This window comes from Ensifer sp. 1H6, from assembly GCF_001976035.1.
Classification (GTDB): Bacteria; Pseudomonadota; Alphaproteobacteria; order Rhizobiales; family Rhizobiaceae; genus Ensifer; species Ensifer canadensis.
Genome location: NZ_MOAI01000029.1, coordinates 72,484 through 89,484 on the forward strand (window position 1 = coordinate 72,484; position 17,001 = coordinate 89,484).

Annotated in this window: 15 protein-coding genes, 1 pseudogene and 1 riboswitch; of the genes and pseudogenes, 12 read left to right on the forward strand and 4 right to left on the reverse strand. The window is 62.4% G+C overall.

Going from position 1 to position 17,001, the window contains the following annotated elements:
* Window positions 1-13: 13 nt before the first annotated feature.
* Window positions 14-829, reverse strand: coding sequence for an oxidoreductase (locus BKP54_RS27295; RefSeq protein WP_025427448.1), 816 nt, complete (start codon window positions 827-829; stop codon window positions 14-16).
* Between the two features lie 89 nt (window positions 830-918).
* Here BKP54_RS27295 and BKP54_RS27300 point away from each other — a divergent pair, with 89 nt between their 5' ends.
* Window positions 919-1,350: a helix-turn-helix domain-containing protein gene (locus tag BKP54_RS27300; protein WP_025427447.1), complete on the forward strand. Its 432-nt coding sequence runs from the start codon at window positions 919-921 to the stop codon at window positions 1,348-1,350.
* A gap of 332 nt (window positions 1,351-1,682) precedes the next feature.
* On the opposite strand, the gene BKP54_RS27305 is transcribed toward BKP54_RS27300, so the two are convergent.
* Complete coding sequence (locus BKP54_RS27305; RefSeq protein WP_025427446.1) at window positions 1,683-1,976, reverse strand: DUF1330 domain-containing protein; 294 nt, start codon at window positions 1,974-1,976, stop codon at window positions 1,683-1,685.
* Window positions 1,977-2,163: 187 nt separating this feature from the next.
* Window positions 2,164-2,380: riboswitch (cobalamin riboswitch) on the forward strand.
* A gap of 107 nt (window positions 2,381-2,487) precedes the next feature.
* Here BKP54_RS27305 and BKP54_RS27310 point away from each other — a divergent pair.
* From BKP54_RS27310 to BKP54_RS27355, 9 genes and pseudogenes are all read left to right on the forward strand, one after another.
* Window positions 2,488-2,901: a DUF1636 domain-containing protein gene (locus tag BKP54_RS27310; RefSeq protein WP_025427445.1), complete on the forward strand. Its 414-nt coding sequence runs from the start codon at window positions 2,488-2,490 to the stop codon at window positions 2,899-2,901.
* 22 nt (window positions 2,902-2,923) lie between these two features.
* Window positions 2,924-3,730, forward strand: a complete 807-nt coding sequence (locus BKP54_RS27315; protein ID WP_025427444.1) for an ABC transporter ATP-binding protein — start codon at window positions 2,924-2,926, stop codon at window positions 3,728-3,730.
* Window positions 3,727-4,680 carry an ABC transporter substrate-binding protein gene (locus BKP54_RS27320; protein ID WP_025427443.1) on the forward strand — a complete coding sequence of 318 codons (954 nt, stop codon included), beginning with the start codon at window positions 3,727-3,729 and terminating at the stop codon, window positions 4,678-4,680. The genes BKP54_RS27315 and BKP54_RS27320 overlap by 4 nt, the downstream gene beginning before the upstream one ends.
* Window positions 4,681-4,755: 75 nt before the next feature.
* Window positions 4,756-5,760 carry an iron ABC transporter permease gene (locus BKP54_RS27325; RefSeq protein WP_239637572.1) on the forward strand — a complete coding sequence of 335 codons (1,005 nt, stop codon included), beginning with the start codon at window positions 4,756-4,758 and terminating at the stop codon, window positions 5,758-5,760.
* Window positions 5,761-5,836: 76 nt separating this feature from the next.
* Window positions 5,837-6,397: a DUF924 family protein gene (locus BKP54_RS27330; protein ID WP_025427441.1), complete on the forward strand. Its 561-nt coding sequence runs from the start codon at window positions 5,837-5,839 to the stop codon at window positions 6,395-6,397.
* A gap of 130 nt (window positions 6,398-6,527) precedes the next feature.
* Window positions 6,528-9,283: pseudogene (locus BKP54_RS27335) on the forward strand (mechanosensitive ion channel family protein).
* Between the two features lie 168 nt (window positions 9,284-9,451).
* Window positions 9,452-9,715 carry a hypothetical protein gene (locus BKP54_RS27340; RefSeq protein ID WP_025427439.1) on the forward strand — a complete coding sequence of 88 codons (264 nt, stop codon included), beginning with the start codon at window positions 9,452-9,454 and terminating at the stop codon, window positions 9,713-9,715.
* 465 nt (window positions 9,716-10,180) lie between these two features.
* The gene (locus tag BKP54_RS27350) at window positions 10,181-11,800 is read left to right on the forward strand and encodes a caspase domain-containing protein (protein WP_057206247.1); all 1,620 of its coding nucleotides are present in this window, start codon (window positions 10,181-10,183) and stop codon (window positions 11,798-11,800) included.
* 85 nt (window positions 11,801-11,885) lie between these two features.
* The gene (locus tag BKP54_RS27355) at window positions 11,886-12,590 is read left to right on the forward strand and encodes a peroxiredoxin-like family protein (protein WP_025427437.1); all 705 of its coding nucleotides are present in this window, start codon (window positions 11,886-11,888) and stop codon (window positions 12,588-12,590) included.
* Window positions 12,591-12,638: 48 nt separating this feature from the next.
* Here BKP54_RS27355 and BKP54_RS27360 read toward each other — a convergent pair whose 3' ends face one another.
* A complete protein-coding gene (locus BKP54_RS27360) occupies window positions 12,639-13,391 on the reverse strand; it encodes a hypothetical protein (protein WP_057206249.1) in 753 nt (250 codons plus the stop codon).
* Window positions 13,392-13,676: 285 nt separating this feature from the next.
* On the opposite strand from BKP54_RS27360, the gene BKP54_RS27365 reads away from it, so the two are divergent.
* Window positions 13,677-14,438: an MBL fold metallo-hydrolase gene (locus tag BKP54_RS27365; protein WP_025427435.1), complete on the forward strand. Its 762-nt coding sequence runs from the start codon at window positions 13,677-13,679 to the stop codon at window positions 14,436-14,438.
* A 180-nt stretch (window positions 14,439-14,618) separates the two neighbouring features.
* Window positions 14,619-16,022 carry a DUF1254 domain-containing protein gene (locus tag BKP54_RS27370; RefSeq protein WP_025427434.1) on the forward strand — a complete coding sequence of 468 codons (1,404 nt, stop codon included), beginning with the start codon at window positions 14,619-14,621 and terminating at the stop codon, window positions 16,020-16,022.
* Window positions 16,023-16,170: 148 nt separating this feature from the next.
* Here the strand turns inward: BKP54_RS27370 and BKP54_RS27375 are convergent, their stop codons facing one another.
* Window positions 16,171-16,869 (reverse strand): thioredoxin family protein, encoded by a 699-nt coding sequence (locus BKP54_RS27375; protein WP_025427433.1) that lies wholly within the window; start codon window positions 16,867-16,869, stop codon window positions 16,171-16,173.
* Between the last annotated feature and the right edge of the window lie 132 nt (window positions 16,870-17,001).

A 17,001-nucleotide genomic window follows, 5' to 3' on the forward strand; every position in this document is an offset into this window, starting at 1 on the left:
CGGCGGCGACAGCTCAATCGGGAAGTCTGCTGAACTTCCGAAGGTTCTTGTCGACGATGGACTCGGGCAGGAAGCGACGCATGAAACGGACTTGTCCTGCAGCTTTTCCGGCGGTGTAGCGTCGTTTGGGCGATGCCGCATTGGCGGCCCTTACGACGGCTTCGGCGACCACCTCGGGTGCATCGCCCTTCGCGACGATGTCGCGCATCAGCCTCTCCGCGTCGGCGCGAACCGTGTCGTAAACGGCAAGCGGGCGGTCCGGTCGCGTGATGTTCTCTTCGAAGGATGTGCGGGTTACGCCGGGCTCGACAAGCACGATGCGGATGCCTTGCGTTCGCACTTCGTGGTCAAGAGACTCCGAATAGCCTTCGATGGCATGTTTGGTCGATGCGTAGAGCGCATTGTAGGGGGCGGGGATCAGCCCGAGTATGGAGCTGAGGTTGACGATCCGTCCTCGATGCTGCCGTCTCATCGTGGGCAGCACCGCATTTGTCATGCGTATGATGCCGAACACGTTTACGTCGAAGACGGCTTTCGCCTGTTTCGTCGTGGATTCCTCAGCGCCGCCGAGCAGTCCGATCCCGGCATTGTTGACAAGAAGATCAATCCGTCCTGCGCGACTTAGAACCTCGTCGACGGTTGTCTGCACCGATGCGTCATCGGTTACATCGCAGATCAGCATCGTGATCCCGTCCGGGGTATCGGGCATCGGCTTTCGGCTGGTACCGAAGACACGGTAGCCATCGTGCCGCAGCGCTCGTGCTGTCACCAACCCAATGCCTGAGGAAGCGCCCGTGACCAGGGCAATGCCGCGTTCTGTCTTGCTCATCGGCTTGTGCTTTCATTTTATCATGGAATATCGCTGAACATTCAGTTACTATTAAATTAGTAGTTAGTCACTATCAAAAAGATACTAACATGAAAAATCTGTCGAGCCAGCCATGCCTGATCGCCAGGAGCCTTGCGCTTGTGGGGGATGCCTGGAGCATGCTGATCATGCGAGATGCCCATGCGGGCCTGACCCGCTTCGATGATTTCCGCAAAAGTCTTGGTATCGCGCCGACGATGCTGACGGGGCGGCTTTCAGCGCTGACGGAGGAGGGGCTGCTGGAGAAACGCCGCTATTCCGATCGTCCGCCACGAGACGAATATGTCCTGACCGAAGCTGGCCAAGACTTCCTGCCGGTTCTGTTTGCCATCGGCGCGTGGGGACGCAAGCATCGCGGCGGGGGCGAGGTAACCCGGTTCTTCGACGCCGAGACCGGAACGGAGATCGATCCCGTCACCATCGACCGGGCGACCGGCGCTCCAGTCGGGACACGTCCCATTCGTATCGCCGCACCGGAATGAGGCACCCCAGGCAGATGAAGTATCGCCTGACAACGCCTCTTGAAATCGCTTCCAGCACAGAGTTGCCGGTCCGTTGGTCGAGCAATGTCTTATGACCGTCGCCGGCAAACGCTGATGCCAGATTAATAGGTCCGGTTGACAGTCGCGATCGATCGTCCTGATGGCGTGAGAAGTGCTCTGCCAATGTGCGTCGCAGGCATCATTCGTTAGCTTGTGTTGTATTATGATATTACATAACAGATGAATATGAAAATATGCCGCATGTTGGTATGCCAATGCCGCACCTTTGCGGTAAACGTCGGAAGCTGCTGGAACAATGACGGCCCGACTGCTTAGGTGGCAACGCCTTCCAGCGTCATGATCCGCGTCTTGGCGCAGCGCTCTCGGATCGCCTTGAGGCGTTGATACGCCGGCGAGTTGTACCACTCGAGCAAGGAGTGCATGTCCGGGAACTCGACAATGACGAGCCGGTGCGGCTCCCAGTCTCCCTCGAGCACCCGGGTAGCGCCACCGCGCCCCAAATATCGGCCACCATAGCGCGCCTCCGTTGCCGGCACTTCCCGTATGTATTCTTCAAAGGCCGCGGCATCGGTGACCTCGACATCCGCAATCAGATAGGCGGCCATGGCAGATCTCCTTTTCCACACAGGCGCCATCGAAGGATACGCCCGTTGGTCGGTGCGGGCGAGTTGGTCAACATATTTTTGTGTTGAATAATGTTATGTTATCACATAACAAATGCGCATGAAAAAATGCGACATGTTGATAGGCCAAGGCCGTGCTGTCGCGGCGGTTGTCACCTCCGCCGAAGTGTGCGACGAAGGCTTTGATGGTGCTGCAACCGCGACAATGCGGAAGCGGCTGAAAAGGGAACACGGAGCGGACGACCCAAATGGGGCCGAAACCGTGGCTGCCCCCGCAACTGTGAGCGGAAAGCGCATTCACACCATGTCACTGGCGATCAGCCGGGAAGACGTGGATGCGCCGCGACCCGCGAGCCAGGAGACCTGCCATCGAACCGATCAACCACAACGGACGGGGTGTTCCGATGGAAAAGAACTGGTTTTTGCGCGACGGTCATCCGTCATCATGCCGCGTTGCCACATTCTCTCCGGACCAATCCGGAGGAGAAGAGACATGGCCAATCCGGTTTCCCGACAGCACACGATAACGGTCTGCACCGATTGCCGTTTCACCGGCGGCCCATGCCGTCCGGGAGCGGATCTGATCCAGCGGCTGAACCGCAGTATTGCCGCGCTCGGCGAGCCGCTCGACCGGGATTTCTCCATTACTGGGACGGTCTGCATGGCCGCGTGTACCAGGCCTTGCACCATCGCTTTCCAGGCAACCGGCAAGGCGACCTACCTCTTTGGCGATATCTCGCCCGAGGAGGATATCGATGATCTCGTCTCGTTCGCGACCACCTATGCCGGAAGGGGCGATGGCATGACGCGGGCGGCCGAGAGGCCGCGCGGGCTCAACGGCAAGACGCTGGCGCGCATCCCGGCAGCGATGCTGGTCTCCGAAGACATCGGCTGGCATTTCCAATGATGGCGCGGGGAGGGACGAGCCGATGAGCTGCACCGCGACAGGGGCCGGGCTTCGGGTCCACGCCCTGGATTGGGGACCGCGCCCGGACCTGCGGCTGGTCCGCGAGATCGACTTTGCCATTGCGCCCGGCAGCCGGCTTGCCATTCTCGGGCCGAACGGTGCCGGCAAGACCTCGCTGCTGCGCTGCCTCTATCGCTCGGCCCAGCCGATAGCGGGCGCAATCGAGGTCGATGGCGTCGACATCTGGGCGATGACGGCGCGCGAGGCGGCAAAGATCATTGCCGTCGTGCTGCAGGAAATGCCGAGCGACTTTCCCTTCAGCGTGCGCGACGTGGTGATGATGGGCCGCATCCCCCGGCGTGAGGGCATGAGCGGCTGGACCGCGAGGGACCGCGAGACGGTTGCGCACGCGCTCGAGCATCTCGATCTCACCCACCTTGCCGGGCGGCAATTCGCGACGCTTTCGGGCGGCGAGAAGCAGCGGGTGCTGATCGCCCGGGCGCTTGCCCAGCAGCCGCGCATCATCATTCTCGACGAGCCGACAAACCATCTCGATATCCGCCACCAGCTCGAAATTCTCGAGTTGTTGCAGACGCTGCAGCTGACGATCGTCACCACGCTGCACGACATCAACCTGGCAGCCGAGTTCGCGACCGATGTGGCGATCCTGACGGAGGGACGCATGACGGCCTTCGGCCCGCCCGAAGACGTGCTCAACCCACAAGCGCTTTCCGCCGCCTTCGGCGTCACCGCCACTGCCCACAACAATGCCGTTTCGAGCGGCGCACGCTTTTCCTTTTCACTTGCTCGACAGGAACTGATTTCATGAAGACCTTCATTGCCCATTCCGCCTTTGCCCTGCTGGTTCTGGCGGCAACGCCGGCGCTCGCCTATCCCGTGACCGTCAAGAGCTGCAACCGCGAGGTGACCTTCGATTCAGCACCGAAGCGCGCCGTTTCCAACGACGTCAACCTCACTGAAATGATGCTGGCTCTGAAATTGCAGGACCGCATGGTCGGCTATACCGGCGTATCCGGCTGGAAGACGCTGGACGAAAAGCTGCGCGAAGGCGTCAAGGCGCTGCCGGAGCTTTCGGAAAAATATCCGACCAAGGAAGTGCTGCTCAATGCCGACGCCGACTTCTACTTCGCCGGCTGGAACTACGGCATGAAGGTCGGGGGCGAGGTGACGCCGGAAACGCTCGAACCCTTCAAGATCAACGTCTATGAGCTGACCGAATCCTGCATTCACGTCATGGCCAAGGGCAAGCCTGTCATGGACGACATGTTCGTCGATATCCTCAATCTCGGCCGCATCTTCGGCGTCGAGGATCGGGCGCAGGCGCTGGTCGACGGTTATCGCCGCGATCTCGACAAGATCACTGCAGACACCGGCGGCATCGAACGCCCGACCCGCGTCTTCGTCTATGATTCCGGCGAGGAGAAGCCGTTCACGTCAGGCCGGTTCGGTATCCCGACGGCAATGATCGAGGCGGCGGGCGGCGTCAACGTCATGGACGACATCGAGAAGAGCTGGACCGAGATTTCCTGGGAGCCGGTGATCGACAAGAACCCTGAGGTGGTGGTGATCGTCAACTATGGCGAGGTCACCGCCGAGCAGAAGATCGCCTTCATGAAGAGCAACCCCGCCTTCAAGAACATCGATGCCGTCAGGAATGACCGCTTCGTCGTGCTCGATTATGTCGAGGCGACACCGGGTCCACGCAACATCGATGCCATTGCGCGCCTTGCCAGGGCCTTTCACGGGCAGGCGATGTAACCGAGGCGGCCTGCGGGAGCATGCCGTTTCGCATGCTCCCGCCTTTCCATTCCAATAATTGACCAGGGACGGACTGTGAAAACCACGACCGCCATTCTCGCGGCGCTGCTGTTGCTGTGCCTGACGATCACTGCCGCCGTCTCATGGGGTTCAGCGCCCATCCCGGTCTCGACCGTCTGGTCGATCATCGCCTCGAAGCTGTCGCCCGGCAGCGTCGACGTCGTCTGGTCGGCGGGGCGCGAAAGCATTGTCTGGGACGTGCGCCTGCCGCGTGTCGTGCTTGCCGGGCTGGTTGGAGCCGGGCTGGCCTTGACCGGCGCCGTGCTGCAGGCGGTTACCCGCAATCCGCTTGCCGATCCGCATCTGCTCGGTGTGTCCTCCGGCGGCGCGCTCGGCGCGATCATCGCGCTACTGCACACCGGACTCATTCTCGGCCTTGCCACGGTGCCGCTGTTTGCCTTTGCCGGCGCGCTGGCTGCGACCGCACTTGTTGCGCTCGTGACAAGGGTGCTCGGCACCAATGCCGACCGGCTGGTGCTATCAGGCGTGGCCGTTGCCTTCACCTTGACGTCTGTCGGCAACCTGATGATTTTCCTCGGGGATCCAAGGGCGGTGCATACGGTGATTTTCTGGATGCTCGGCGGTCTCGGGCTCGCGCAATGGCCGCATCTTGTCTATCCCGCGGTGGTGCTGACAGCCTGCCTCGGCTACCTCGTGCTGAGGGCGCGCGAGATCAATGCGCTTGCCATGGGCGACGAGACGGCAACGACGCTCGGCATTCCCGTTCGCCGGTTCCGCCTCGTCCTCTTCGTCGTCACCGCACTTCTGACCGGGGTCATGGTCGCTTTTTCCGGCGCGATCGGCTTTGTCGGCCTGATGGTGCCGCATTTCGTGCGGCTGTTTGCCGGCAGCGACAATGTCCGGGTCATCCCGCTTTCGGCCTTCGTCGGGGCGCTGGTGCTGATCTGGGCGGACCTCTTTTCCCGCGTCGTCATGGCGCCCGAGGATATGCCGATCGGCGTCATCACCGGGCTTGTCGGCGGCATGGCTTTTATTGCCATTTTGAAGCGTCGCGCGTAAGCCAGCGGCATGGACACGGTGCGATTGCCGCCTATCTGATAGGTCGACCGTCCCCACGGCATGACATGAGGAGCGAATGACCCATCAAGCTGAGGCCTGCACCCCGGATGAAGTGCTGAAATTCTGGTTCGAGGAACTGTCGCTCGACCACTGGTTCAAGCCGTCGCGCGAGCTGGACGAACATTGCTTCCTGCGCTTCCAGGCGTCGCACCTCGCCCTTGCCAGGGAGATCGGCGACATCTGGCGGGCGACGCCGGAAAACCGGCTGGCGGCAATCGTGCTTCTCGATCAGTTGCCGCGCAACATGTATCGGGGGACGCCGCTTGCCTTTGCGACCGACGGCCTGGCGCTCCGGGAAGCCAAGCTCGCCGTCGGCGCCGGCGCCGACATGGCGGTCCGGCCGGAGTGGCGGGCGTTCTTCTACATGCCGTTCGAGCACTCGGAGAACCTGACGGATCAGACGATGGCGGTGAAGCTTTTCACCGAGCTCGGCGATCCCATGTATATCGATTATGCAATCCGGCACCGGGAGGTGATCGAGACCTATGGTCGCTTCCCGCACCGCAACGCCTTCGTCGGTCGGACGTCGACGGCGGCGGAACTGACCTATCTGGCGCAGCCGGGCGCAGGATTCTGACAGTTTTACGGGCTGTGAAGGCATGTTTACCGTGTCTTTGCATCTTTCCGCCGTCTTTCGTATTCAAACCGCATTGTGACGGCTGCCGGGGCGATTCCGCATCCGGGCGAGGTCTGGGCTTCCGAGGGTTTTGAAATTGCATTTCGTGGCAAAGTTGTTCGCTGTTTCTGTCTGCCTGCTGTCGCTGGCCGGTGCCGGCACTGTCGTGGCGCAAAACGCCCAACCGGTGCAGACGACGACGCAACCCGGCGAGAACCCGCTCAAGCTCCGGCAGTGCCTGCCGAGGGCGGCGCGCAGCCTGCCCAGAACACACAACCGGCCGCCGACGGCAAGGCGCAGCCGGCAGCGAACGTGCAGCAGCCTGCAGCGGGTGCTGCCCAACCGGCGCAAAACGCCGCGACGCCAGCGCAGCCGACCGACGCAGCCGTTGCTGCCGAAGCCGGCCAGAGCCAGACGGCGGAGCAACTGGCTCACGCCGGCAAGGAACTGGCGCGGCTGAGGGACCTCATTGCCAAGGCCAGTGACGACGACATTGCGCTTGCCGAGCTCAAGGTGCAGGTCGATGCCGTCGCCAAGCAGATCATCTCGACCTCGATCGCCACGCGTCCGCGGCTGGACGAGATCAAGGCGCGGCTGACCGAACTCGGCGATCCACCGGGCGCGGGGCAGCCACCGGAAGCCGATATCGTCACGGCCGAGCGCAAGCGGCTGCTTGCCGAACGCGGCGAGATCAATGCGCTGACGGGGGAGGCCGAGGGCCTTTCGGTCCAGGCGACGAAACTGTCGAACGGCATCACGGCGACGCGACGCGCGCTGTTTTCCAACACGCTGTTGAAGAACACCGACGTTTCGGTCGAAATGTTCGACGAGGCGCTGTCGGCAACGGCCAATGAAACCAAGGTGCTGTCGCGCAGCACGATGAGCTGGCTGACCTTCGTCTGGAAATACAAGCGGATTCCCTTGCTGACCGCGATCTTCCTGTCGATCTGTGCCGCACTCGTCTTCCTCGTCGGCAGTAACAAGCTGTTTTCACCCTATATCCACCACGACAAGTCGGACGAGGAGCCGAGCTATTTCCGGCGTCTGTCGGTTGCCTTCTGGTCGACATTCATTCCGACCATTTCGACAGGCGCCTTTGCGCTGTCGAGCTTCTTCTTCCTGCACAGTTTCAACGTGCTGCGTTCGGATATCACGCCGATCATCGCGATTGCGCTTGCGGTCACGGTGGTCGGGTTCTTCGTGACCACGCTCGCCAATGCGGTGCTGTCGCCGTCGGACTCGCGCTGGCGCCTCGTGCGCGTGTCGGATCGCGGCGCCAAGGTGCTTTTGGTCACCATCTTCGCCATGGCGCTGGTCAACGGCCTTGACTACATGTTCGGCGGCGTCAGCGAAGCGCTCGGCTCGCCGGTCGTGCTGACGGTGGTGAAGAGCTTCACCGCCTCTGTCATCATCGGTCTGATCATCATTGCTTCGGCCTGGATCAAGCCGACGCTCAAGCACGATGAGCCTTTCGATGCGCCGGGTCGCCCGTGGCCGCGCCTGGTCTCCATCGTTCTGATCCTGACTGGCGCGTCGCTCATCATCGCCGCCGCTACCGGCTATGTCGGCCTGTCCCGCTTCATCGCCACGCAGATCATCATTACAGGCGCGATCCTGGTGATGATGTATATCGGCTTCCTCACCGGCAAGGCGGTCTCGCGCCAGGGGGCGTTCGCCGAAACGGCAGCCGGGCGCTATCTCGAGCGCCGCTTCAAACTTGAACAGGTCGGGCTCGATCAGGTGGGCCTGGTGGCAGGCCTCAGCATTTACGCGCTGGTGACCCTGTTCTTCATTCCGCTGATCCTGCTGCAATGGGGCTTCCAGGTCGCCGACATCGAATCCTGGACCTATCGCGCCATCACCGAGATCAAGATCGGCACCATCACCATCTCGCTCATGGGCATCATGGCGGGCATCCTGTTCTTCATTCTTGGTTACATCGTCACCCGCTGGGTGCAGCGCTGGATCGACGGCAACATCATGGCGCGCAGCCGGGTGGATGCGGGCGTCAGAAACTCTATCCGCACCGGCATCGGCTATATCGGCGTTGGGCTCGCGTGCCTGATCGGCCTTTCGGCTGCCGGTATCGACCTTTCCAATCTCGCGCTCGTCGCCGGTGCCCTCTCGCTCGGCGTCGGTTTCGGTCTGCAGAACATCGTTTCGAACTTCGTCTCGGGCCTCATTCTCCTGGTCGAGCGTCCGTTCAAGGTCGGCGACTGGATCGTCAGCGGCACGACGGAAGGCTTCGTCAAGCGCATCTCGGTGCGCGCCACCGAGATCGAGACCTTCCAGCACCAGTCGATCATGATGCCGAACTCGCTGCTGATCAACGCGTCGGTCGGCAACTGGACGCACCGCAACAAGCTCGGCCGTTCGGAAATCGCCGTCACCGTCACCTATGCCAGCGAGCCCCGGCGGATCATGGATCTCTTGGCCGAGATTGCCGCCGCCCATCCGATGGTGCTGAAGAACCCGTCGCCAAGCGTCGGCTTCACCTCCTTTGGCGATGACCGCATGACCTTCGAACTCCGGATCTACGTGGCCGATGTGTTGACCGGCGGCGGCGTGCGCAACGATCTGCGTGTGGCCATCTACGAGCGCTTCCGCGACGAGGGCATCGGTGCACCGTTCCCCTTGAAGATCGAGGACGTGCCGATCGAAGATCAGACCGGCATCGAGAGCCACGAGCCGGAAACCGTCGGCGAGCCAAAGGGCGCAACGTCGGCCGAGGCGAGGGCCACAGCCTCGAAAAAGGAAACCGCTTCCGCGGCGCCGCTTGACGAGGAAAATGAAGAGGAAGGCGGCAAGCGCCGCGCTTCCAGCCGCCGCTCAAACCCCAACCGCTGATAAACGGAGCGTTCAGCCGCTATTCAGCCTGCCCGCGATAAAAAGCATGCAATTCTTCTTTTGACGGTCTAGGCTGTCATGGGCTGAAGAGGTGGCCGGAGCCACCGTCGCTTATCCGACGGGGCGGACGGCTGTGCAAAAGGGCGGCGCCGCGGGCGTCGATGGGCGATGAAGACATTTGTGATTGCTTTGCTTTCCGGCGTGCTGGCGGCAGGGGCGGTTTCGGCCGCGACTGTCACGAACAAGGATGGCGAGACTGCTGTTCTGGTTGTCGTCGAGGGCGAAAGCCGCATGGAAGTGGCGATCAGCGCCGGCGCCACCGAGATGATCTGCCCCAGCGGCTGCTTCGTCACCACGCCGAGCGGCGACCGTATCGGCCTGCAGGGCGACGAGAATGTCGAGATCGTCAACGGTTCGGCGATCGTCAAGTAAGCGCAGCTCTTCAAACGGAATTCGAAACGGCGTCGGGATCACCCGGCGCCGTTTTCCGTTTCACGACATCGCGCCAGATGCATCGGTGCGCGACCTCGCCGGCAAAAGCGGCCTGCGCGCAGCCCTAAACCGAAGGGGTGAGGACGCGCTAATCCCATTTGGCAATTGAATGAAATGCGGCGATCGCCCGTTATTCCAGAGACGAAGCGTCCACAAGGTTTCGCGCAGACCGGGTGACGCAAGGGCGGGTCGGCGGCATTGACAGGGCCGGCAATGGATCGCACCCTTGCGACAACAGGCGCTGTGCGGCGGCGGGGCAGGCGAGTTAAGACAGCGCCGCGCGTCTTATCAGACGCGCAAAGGTCGCTGTAGCGCTTTGAATTGCTGCAGGTTTTATCCCTAAATCGACAACGATTTAAGGACACGTGCAGCGGGGGGCATGCATGGGCATGCCCGGGGTATGGCATGCATTGGCTTCGCATCGTCATCGCGGTCTTCCTGGTGCTGATATGTTCGCAGGCGCTTGCCGAAAGGCGGGTGGCGCTGGTCATCGGTAACTCGGCCTACCAATATGTGCCAGAGCTTCCCAACCCCGACAACGACGCAGGCGACATGGCCGCCAAGCTTGAAGCGCTGGGATTCGAGGTCGTCGTCGGTCGCGATCTTGATCTTGCCGGCGTGCGCAACACGATCCGCGACTTCGTCGGCAAGCTCGACGGTGCGGACCTCGCGCTGTTCTACTATGCCGGCCACGGCCTGCAGGTGAACGGCGAGAACTATATCGCTCCCATCGACGCCAAGCTTCTCTCCTATATCGACCTTGAATTCGAGGCGGTACCGATGAACCTGATCCTTTCGGCGATGGAGCGCGAGACGCGGGTCAATCTGGTGTTCCTCGATGCCTGCCGCGACAATCCGCTGGCAGTCAATCTTGCCCGCTCGATGGGCACGCGCTCCAGCTCGATCGGCCGGGGGCTGGCGAAGGTCGGTACCGGCATCGGCTCGCTGATCGCCTTTGCCACCCAGCCCGGCAACGTTGCGCTCGACGGCGCCGGGCGCAACTCACCGTTCACGGCGGCGCTGCTGCGCCACCTCGGCAAGCCCGGACGCGACATCACCCGTGAGCTGATCGACGTGCGCCGTGACGTGCTGGAGGCGACCGATGGCAAGCAGGTGCCCTGGGACAATTCCTCGCTGACCGGCGAGGTGGTGCTGAAGCCATCGACATCGACGGAGCCTGCGGCGTCGGCCGGCGGCGACAAGGGCGACAACGCCGCCGAGCTTGCCTATTGGGACACGATCAAGGGATCGAGCGACCGAGACCTGTTCGACGCCTATCTGCAGCAATATCCTGGTGGTGCCTTCGTCTCGCTGGCTCAGGCGAAAATCAGGATCATCGAGCGTGCGGCGGCCGACGTTGCGGCTGCGCAGCTGGAAGCCGAGGGGGCGAAACAGCAAGCACCGCCTGTCGGGGGGCTGCCCACCGCAACGGAGCAGGTGGCTGCATTGACCCAGCCGCTGGCCAACCAAACCCCGACGCTTGAAACCGCCTCGCCCGACCGGGAGCTGGTGCGCTCGATCCAGAAGGAGTTGAACCGCGTCGGCTGCCGCGCCGGCAGCGAAGACGGGCTCTGGGGTCTCGGAAGCCGCAGGGCGCTGGAGCAGTTCGCCAAACTGATCAAGGTCGAGCTTGCGGCCCTTGAGCCGTCTGATGGCGTGCTGGAACGATTGCGGACGCAGAAGGCGCGGATCTGCCCGCTCGTCTGCGCCCAGAACCAGCAGCTGAAGAGCGGCCGCTGCGTCGATATCAAGCGCGAGGCGAAGCTGCCGGAGCCGGCGAAGACGCGCAGCACCGACGAGACGCCGACCAGGAAAGCGCCATCGAACACCATTACGGCGCCTGACGACGCCAAGAAAAAGAGTTTTGCCAACTGCCCGGCCAGTGCCCAGCTCGCAGCCCGCCAGACCCTGGAGCGCGGCACGGGGCGCGGACGCACGATGAGATCCGCCATGCATTCCTGCGGCCGCACCTTCGTGTGCCACCGCGCCGCCCGCGGGCAGCCCTGGGACTGCAGCTGGCGGTGACAGGGCCGCGGCATGGCGACCGACCGGAACGGCGTCGCGGCCACACAACAGCGTGATCTTCGGACCCAGATGGAGGATAGTCAGCATGAGCCAAGCGATCCGCGCACTGCAACCGGGCGAGCCTGCTCCGGCCTTCTCGCTACCCGCCGCCAACGTCGGGGGCGTGGTTTCGCTCGCGGACCTGCGCGGACGCCCGTTTCTGATCGGGCTGTTTCGCGGCCTGCATTGCCCGTTCTGCCGGCGCCAGCTGCGGCAATTTTCCGCGCTCCAGCCCGCCTTGCGCGAGGCGGGCGTCGAGACACTGGCCGTGATCAACACGCCGCTCGAGCGGGCAAGGCTCTATCTCCAGTTTCAGCCGACGCCGGTGACGGTGTTGTGCGATCCGGAGTGCCGCACGCATCGTGACTTCGGCGTGCCGCGCGTGGTCTTCGCCCCGGCCGACGGTGAGGAAAAGAAGCAATGGCCCTTTCACGCCAGCTTCGAACAGTTTGCCGCAGCGCGCATCAATCCGAACGACGAGATGGCCGAGCCGGCACACCCGATGGAGGCCAATACCGTGCTCAACACCAAGGATGGCTTCGAGCTGAATGACGTCGACCGGTCCATCTTCGAGAACCATGGCACCCAGCTTGTCGGCCATTTCCTTGTCGATGGGTCAGGCCATATTGCCTGGGCCGAGGTCGAGGCACGCAACGGCCCCGAGGGCCTTGGAACCTTGCCGACCGCCGAGCAGATCATTGCCGCCGCAGGAGATGTGGCGGTTTCCTCCGCCAACCAGGGGCCGCGATGATGGATGCTGCCGTGGCGAAATCAACCGCGCTCCTGCATGCGTGATGTTTCAGTCGCGCCGAAGACCGAAGCTTGTTGTTGCGCCGCGCTGGGGCTGGCCTGTCTCGGCCGGTCCGCCCGTGTGTTTTCGGCTGGCGTAGATGAGATAGACCGAGGCAGCGATGAACAGCGACAGCGGCAGGCCGGGATAAAGGGTGAAACGGTGCAGGTAGACCTTGGCCCAGGTCAGCGCACCGTAGAGACCAAAGCCATGCAGGCCAAAGAAAAATGGCCACAGCATTATCGCAAGCCCGAGCAGGCCGTACGCCATCATGAGAACGAGCAGGGTGGACCAGACGCGATACGCGGCGGCGTGGCCCTCGTTCATCGGACCGCTTGGTGCGCGTGCAAGACTCAGCGTGATGATGGCAATGACCGCGCTCAGGAGCGAAGTGGGTAATTGCGGGCCGGCGAAGCCGAAAAAGAAAGCGACGCCCCAGTGCGCCCCGAAAATGAGCGCAAAGGGAAGATCGGACAGGGCAAGCAGGACGATGTAGATGCCGATCTTGCCCGGCATGCCGACTACCTTGCTCCGGGCGATCGAGATGCGTGCAAGCGACGCTGCGAAGGTCAGGTAGATGATCGGCTTCAAATAGACGCCAAGCACCACGGCGAAGGCGCCGGCAGCGTCAGTTCTGGCGGCGCCGCTCATATGGACCAGGGCATACACGATAAACGGAAATGCCAGGGTGACGACGACGAAAAGGCCAAAACGCCATGCCCATGCCCGCGCGTAGGCTCCGCCGCTAATGACGTTTTCCACGATGTCTCTCCCGATTGCTCGTGCTTGTCGCCACGTTTGGCGATAGGTCGTTAAAGTTCTGCTCGGTAGAACAATGCAACTTTAGGGATTGTCTCCTTTGGCGGTGGTAATTGCGAACGCGGGCAGTTCCCGCGGTCGGCGCTCCCAGCCCCATCCGCGTCGTCGGGACCACGCCGCGTGTCCGGCTCGCCCGGCCGTGGTCGCATTTCGGGGCTTGATTTTGTCGCCGCAATCGTAACCATCCGGCGACCGTCAAACACCTGATGTCGCCAGAGGATGCGCCCCATGAAACTGCAGCTGATCCGCAACGCCACCTTGAAGCTCGACTATGCCGGCCGCACGGTGCTGATCGATCCCTATCTGGCGCCGAAACACAGCCTGCCGTCCTTTGCCAACCGGTCCGAGAACCCGATGGTCGAGCTGCCGGTGTCGATCGAGGCGATCCTTGATGGCGTGGAACTGGTCATCGTTTCGCACCTGCATTCCGACCATTTCGACGATGTGGCCAAGGAACGGCTGCCGAAGCATCTGCCGATCTTCTGTCAGCCTGGCGATGAAGGCGAGATCCGCGCCGCGGGCTTTACCGACGTGATCCCGCTTGTCGACCGCGCCAGCTGGCAGGGGCTGACGCTGACGCGGCGCGAAGGCAGCCACGGCCTTGGGGCCGTCGTCGAGCTGATGGGCTCGGTCATGGGCTTCACGCTTGAAGCTGCGGGCGAACCGTCGATCTACTGGGCCGGCGACACCGTGCTCTATCCGCCGGTGGCAAGCGTGATCGCCGAGACGAAGCCCGACATCATCGTCACCCATTCCTGCGGTGCCCGCTGGGACGGCGACCTCATCGTCATGGATGCGCAGGAAACCGTTGCCGTCTGCGAAACATCCGGCGATGCCGTGGTCGTCGCCACGCATATGGAGGCGCTCGACCACGCCACGATCACCCGGCATGACCTGCGCGAAGCTGCTGATAACAGCGGGATTTCGGCGATGAAGCTGCGAATCCCGGCCGATGGTGATGTCCTGGTTCTTGAAGGGGCTGCGACATAATTTCGAGCGCGGGCGCCATCGCGAGTCATGCTGGCCCTCAGCGGAAAGGCGGCTCTCGCATTCGCAGACGGCTGCCGCCGTCTAACTCCGCTCTCGCGTCTGCATTTACAGTAACGCACTTACGTCTGCGATCGATTCGGACAATGCTGTAGCTCCACGGCCAATTGGCAGGAGGGCAGCATGAGGCGGTTGTTTTTTGCGGCGATGGCTCTGGCGGCGATGTCGTCGGCCGCCGCAGCACTTTCACCCGATGAACTCGCACGGCGGACGATCGAGCGTCGTGCGGTGGAGGCAGTGATCTGGGGCATGCCAGCGGTCAATTATGATCTGATGCTCCAGGAAATGCTCACCAAGACCAAGGGCAAGGTCAACGAGATCGTCTACTGGTCCCGTCCGCTCGATTGGCAAAATCAGACGCTGACGCCCAACCCGGATGCGATCTATCTGATGACCTTCACCGATACCCGTGATGTCGGGCCGGTGGTCATCGAGGTGCCCCCTGCCGAGGGTGGATCGATCAACGGCAACATTGTCGATGTGTGGCAGATGCCCCTGGAGGATGCCGGTCCGTCCGGCGCCGACCAGGGCGAGGGCGGAAAGTACCTCGTTCTGCCGCCGGGCTATGTCGGGACGATCCCCGAAGGCTACATACCACTGAAGTCGAATACCTATGGCGGTTATGCGCTGTTGCGGTCCAACCTCGCCAGCCACGCCGACGCTGATATCGAAAAGTCCGTGGCCTACGCCAAGAGGCTGAAGGTCTATCCGCTGTCCCAGGCGGCATCTCCGCCGGAGACGGTGTTTACCGATGCCAGGGACGTGCTGTTCGACAGTACCATCCGCTACGATGTCAGCTTCTTCCAGTCGCTCGATCGCATTGTCCAGAGCGAACCATGGCTGGCGCGGGACCGGGCGATGATCGATCAGCTGCGGTCTCTCGGCATCGAGAAGGGAAAGCCGTTCAGGCCGGAAGCCACGACCACCGAGGCGCTCGCGGTAGGAATAGAGGAGGCCCGCGAATGGCTCGAGTTGAAATACGATGCCGGCTTGAAACCCTTCTATGACAAAGGACGCTGGAATTTCCCGGCCGACCCGGAGCTCGTCAAGGCGGCGCAGGCGTCGTACGATGAGCCGGATGCCTATCCCGTCGATATTCGCGGCGTCACCTACAGCTATGCCTATGTCGGCATCAAGCGCCTGGGGGCGGGGCAGTTCTACCTTATTGCCATCAAGGACAAGGACGGCCAGGCTTTCGAGGGGTCGAAGACCTACCGGCTGACGGTACCGGCCAATGTCCCGGTCGAGCAATACTGGTCGCTGACCGCCTACGATCGCCAGACCCACGCGCTGATCCGCAATATGCCGCACGCCAGCCGTTCCTCGCAGGTCGCCGAACTGCAGAAGAATGCCGACGGCTCGGTCGATATCTACCTTGGTCCGAAAGCTCCTGATGGAAAAGAGTCGAATTGGATCCCGACCGATTCGCAGCGCGACTTCGAACTTATGTTCCGCCTCTACGCGCCGACAAAGGCCTTGTTCGAAAAGACGTGGGTGCTGCCGGACGTCGAGCCGGTACGCGAATGATCCGGGATCGGTAACCGGGGCAGCCGTCATGTGGCTGCGCGTCGTGTGCCCCTTGCGGTGGAGAACTCGCGCGTCGCACCACACGCCGCGATAGGTGGCGACCGGCTGCACTGCGGCCGGTCACCTTGCCTCGGTATTGATCGTGGCCTCAGTACTGGTCGCAGCGGCGCACCCATTCCATCGGGTAATTCAAGCTGTCCTCGTCGCGGCCCTTGGGTACGAGGTCGAGGAAATGGTAGGCGCCGTTCAGCATCTCGACGCCGCGCGAGTAGCAGGAATAGGTGTGGAACAGCTCGTTCCTGTCGTCTCTGTAGAATACGCTGATGCCCACCTGTTCCGACACGGTGCTCGGCTGGATCTTGTAGTTGTAGTAGGCCTCGCCCTTGGCGAGCTGTTCGGGCGTCCGGGATGCCTGATAGTCGAAGTTGAAGTCGCTGCCGAAGGATGACACCCATGGGAAGCTCCAGCCCAGCCGCTTCCTGTAAGCCTCGATCTGGGTGAGCGGTGCGCGCGATACGGCGGTGAAGGTCACGTCGCGATGGTTGAGATGAACCGGGATGCCGTTGAAATTGTCGGCCCAGAACGAGCAGTGCTTGCAGCCTTCCTGCCAGTCGGGACCAAGCATGAAGTGGTAGACGATCAGCTGCGAGCGGCCGTCGAAGAGATCGGTGAGCGACAGGGCGCCGTTCGGCCCGTCGAACTGGTAGGATTTTTCCACGCGCTCCCAGGGCATTTCCATGCGGCGGCGCGTCAGCGCCTCCCGTTGACGGGAGAATTCCTTTTCGGCGGCAAGCAGGTCCAGGCGCGCCTTCAGCCACGCCTCGGGTGAAACGATTTCGTTCTGCATCGTGGTCTCCAATGAAAGAACACAAGGGGCGAAACGCCTTCGATTGGCGGCTTTTCCTTGGGTTCGGTTGGTTATTGATCGGCATTTTCGCCGATCGGCTAAATCTCTTCCTTCCGCGCGACAGGCATCTGC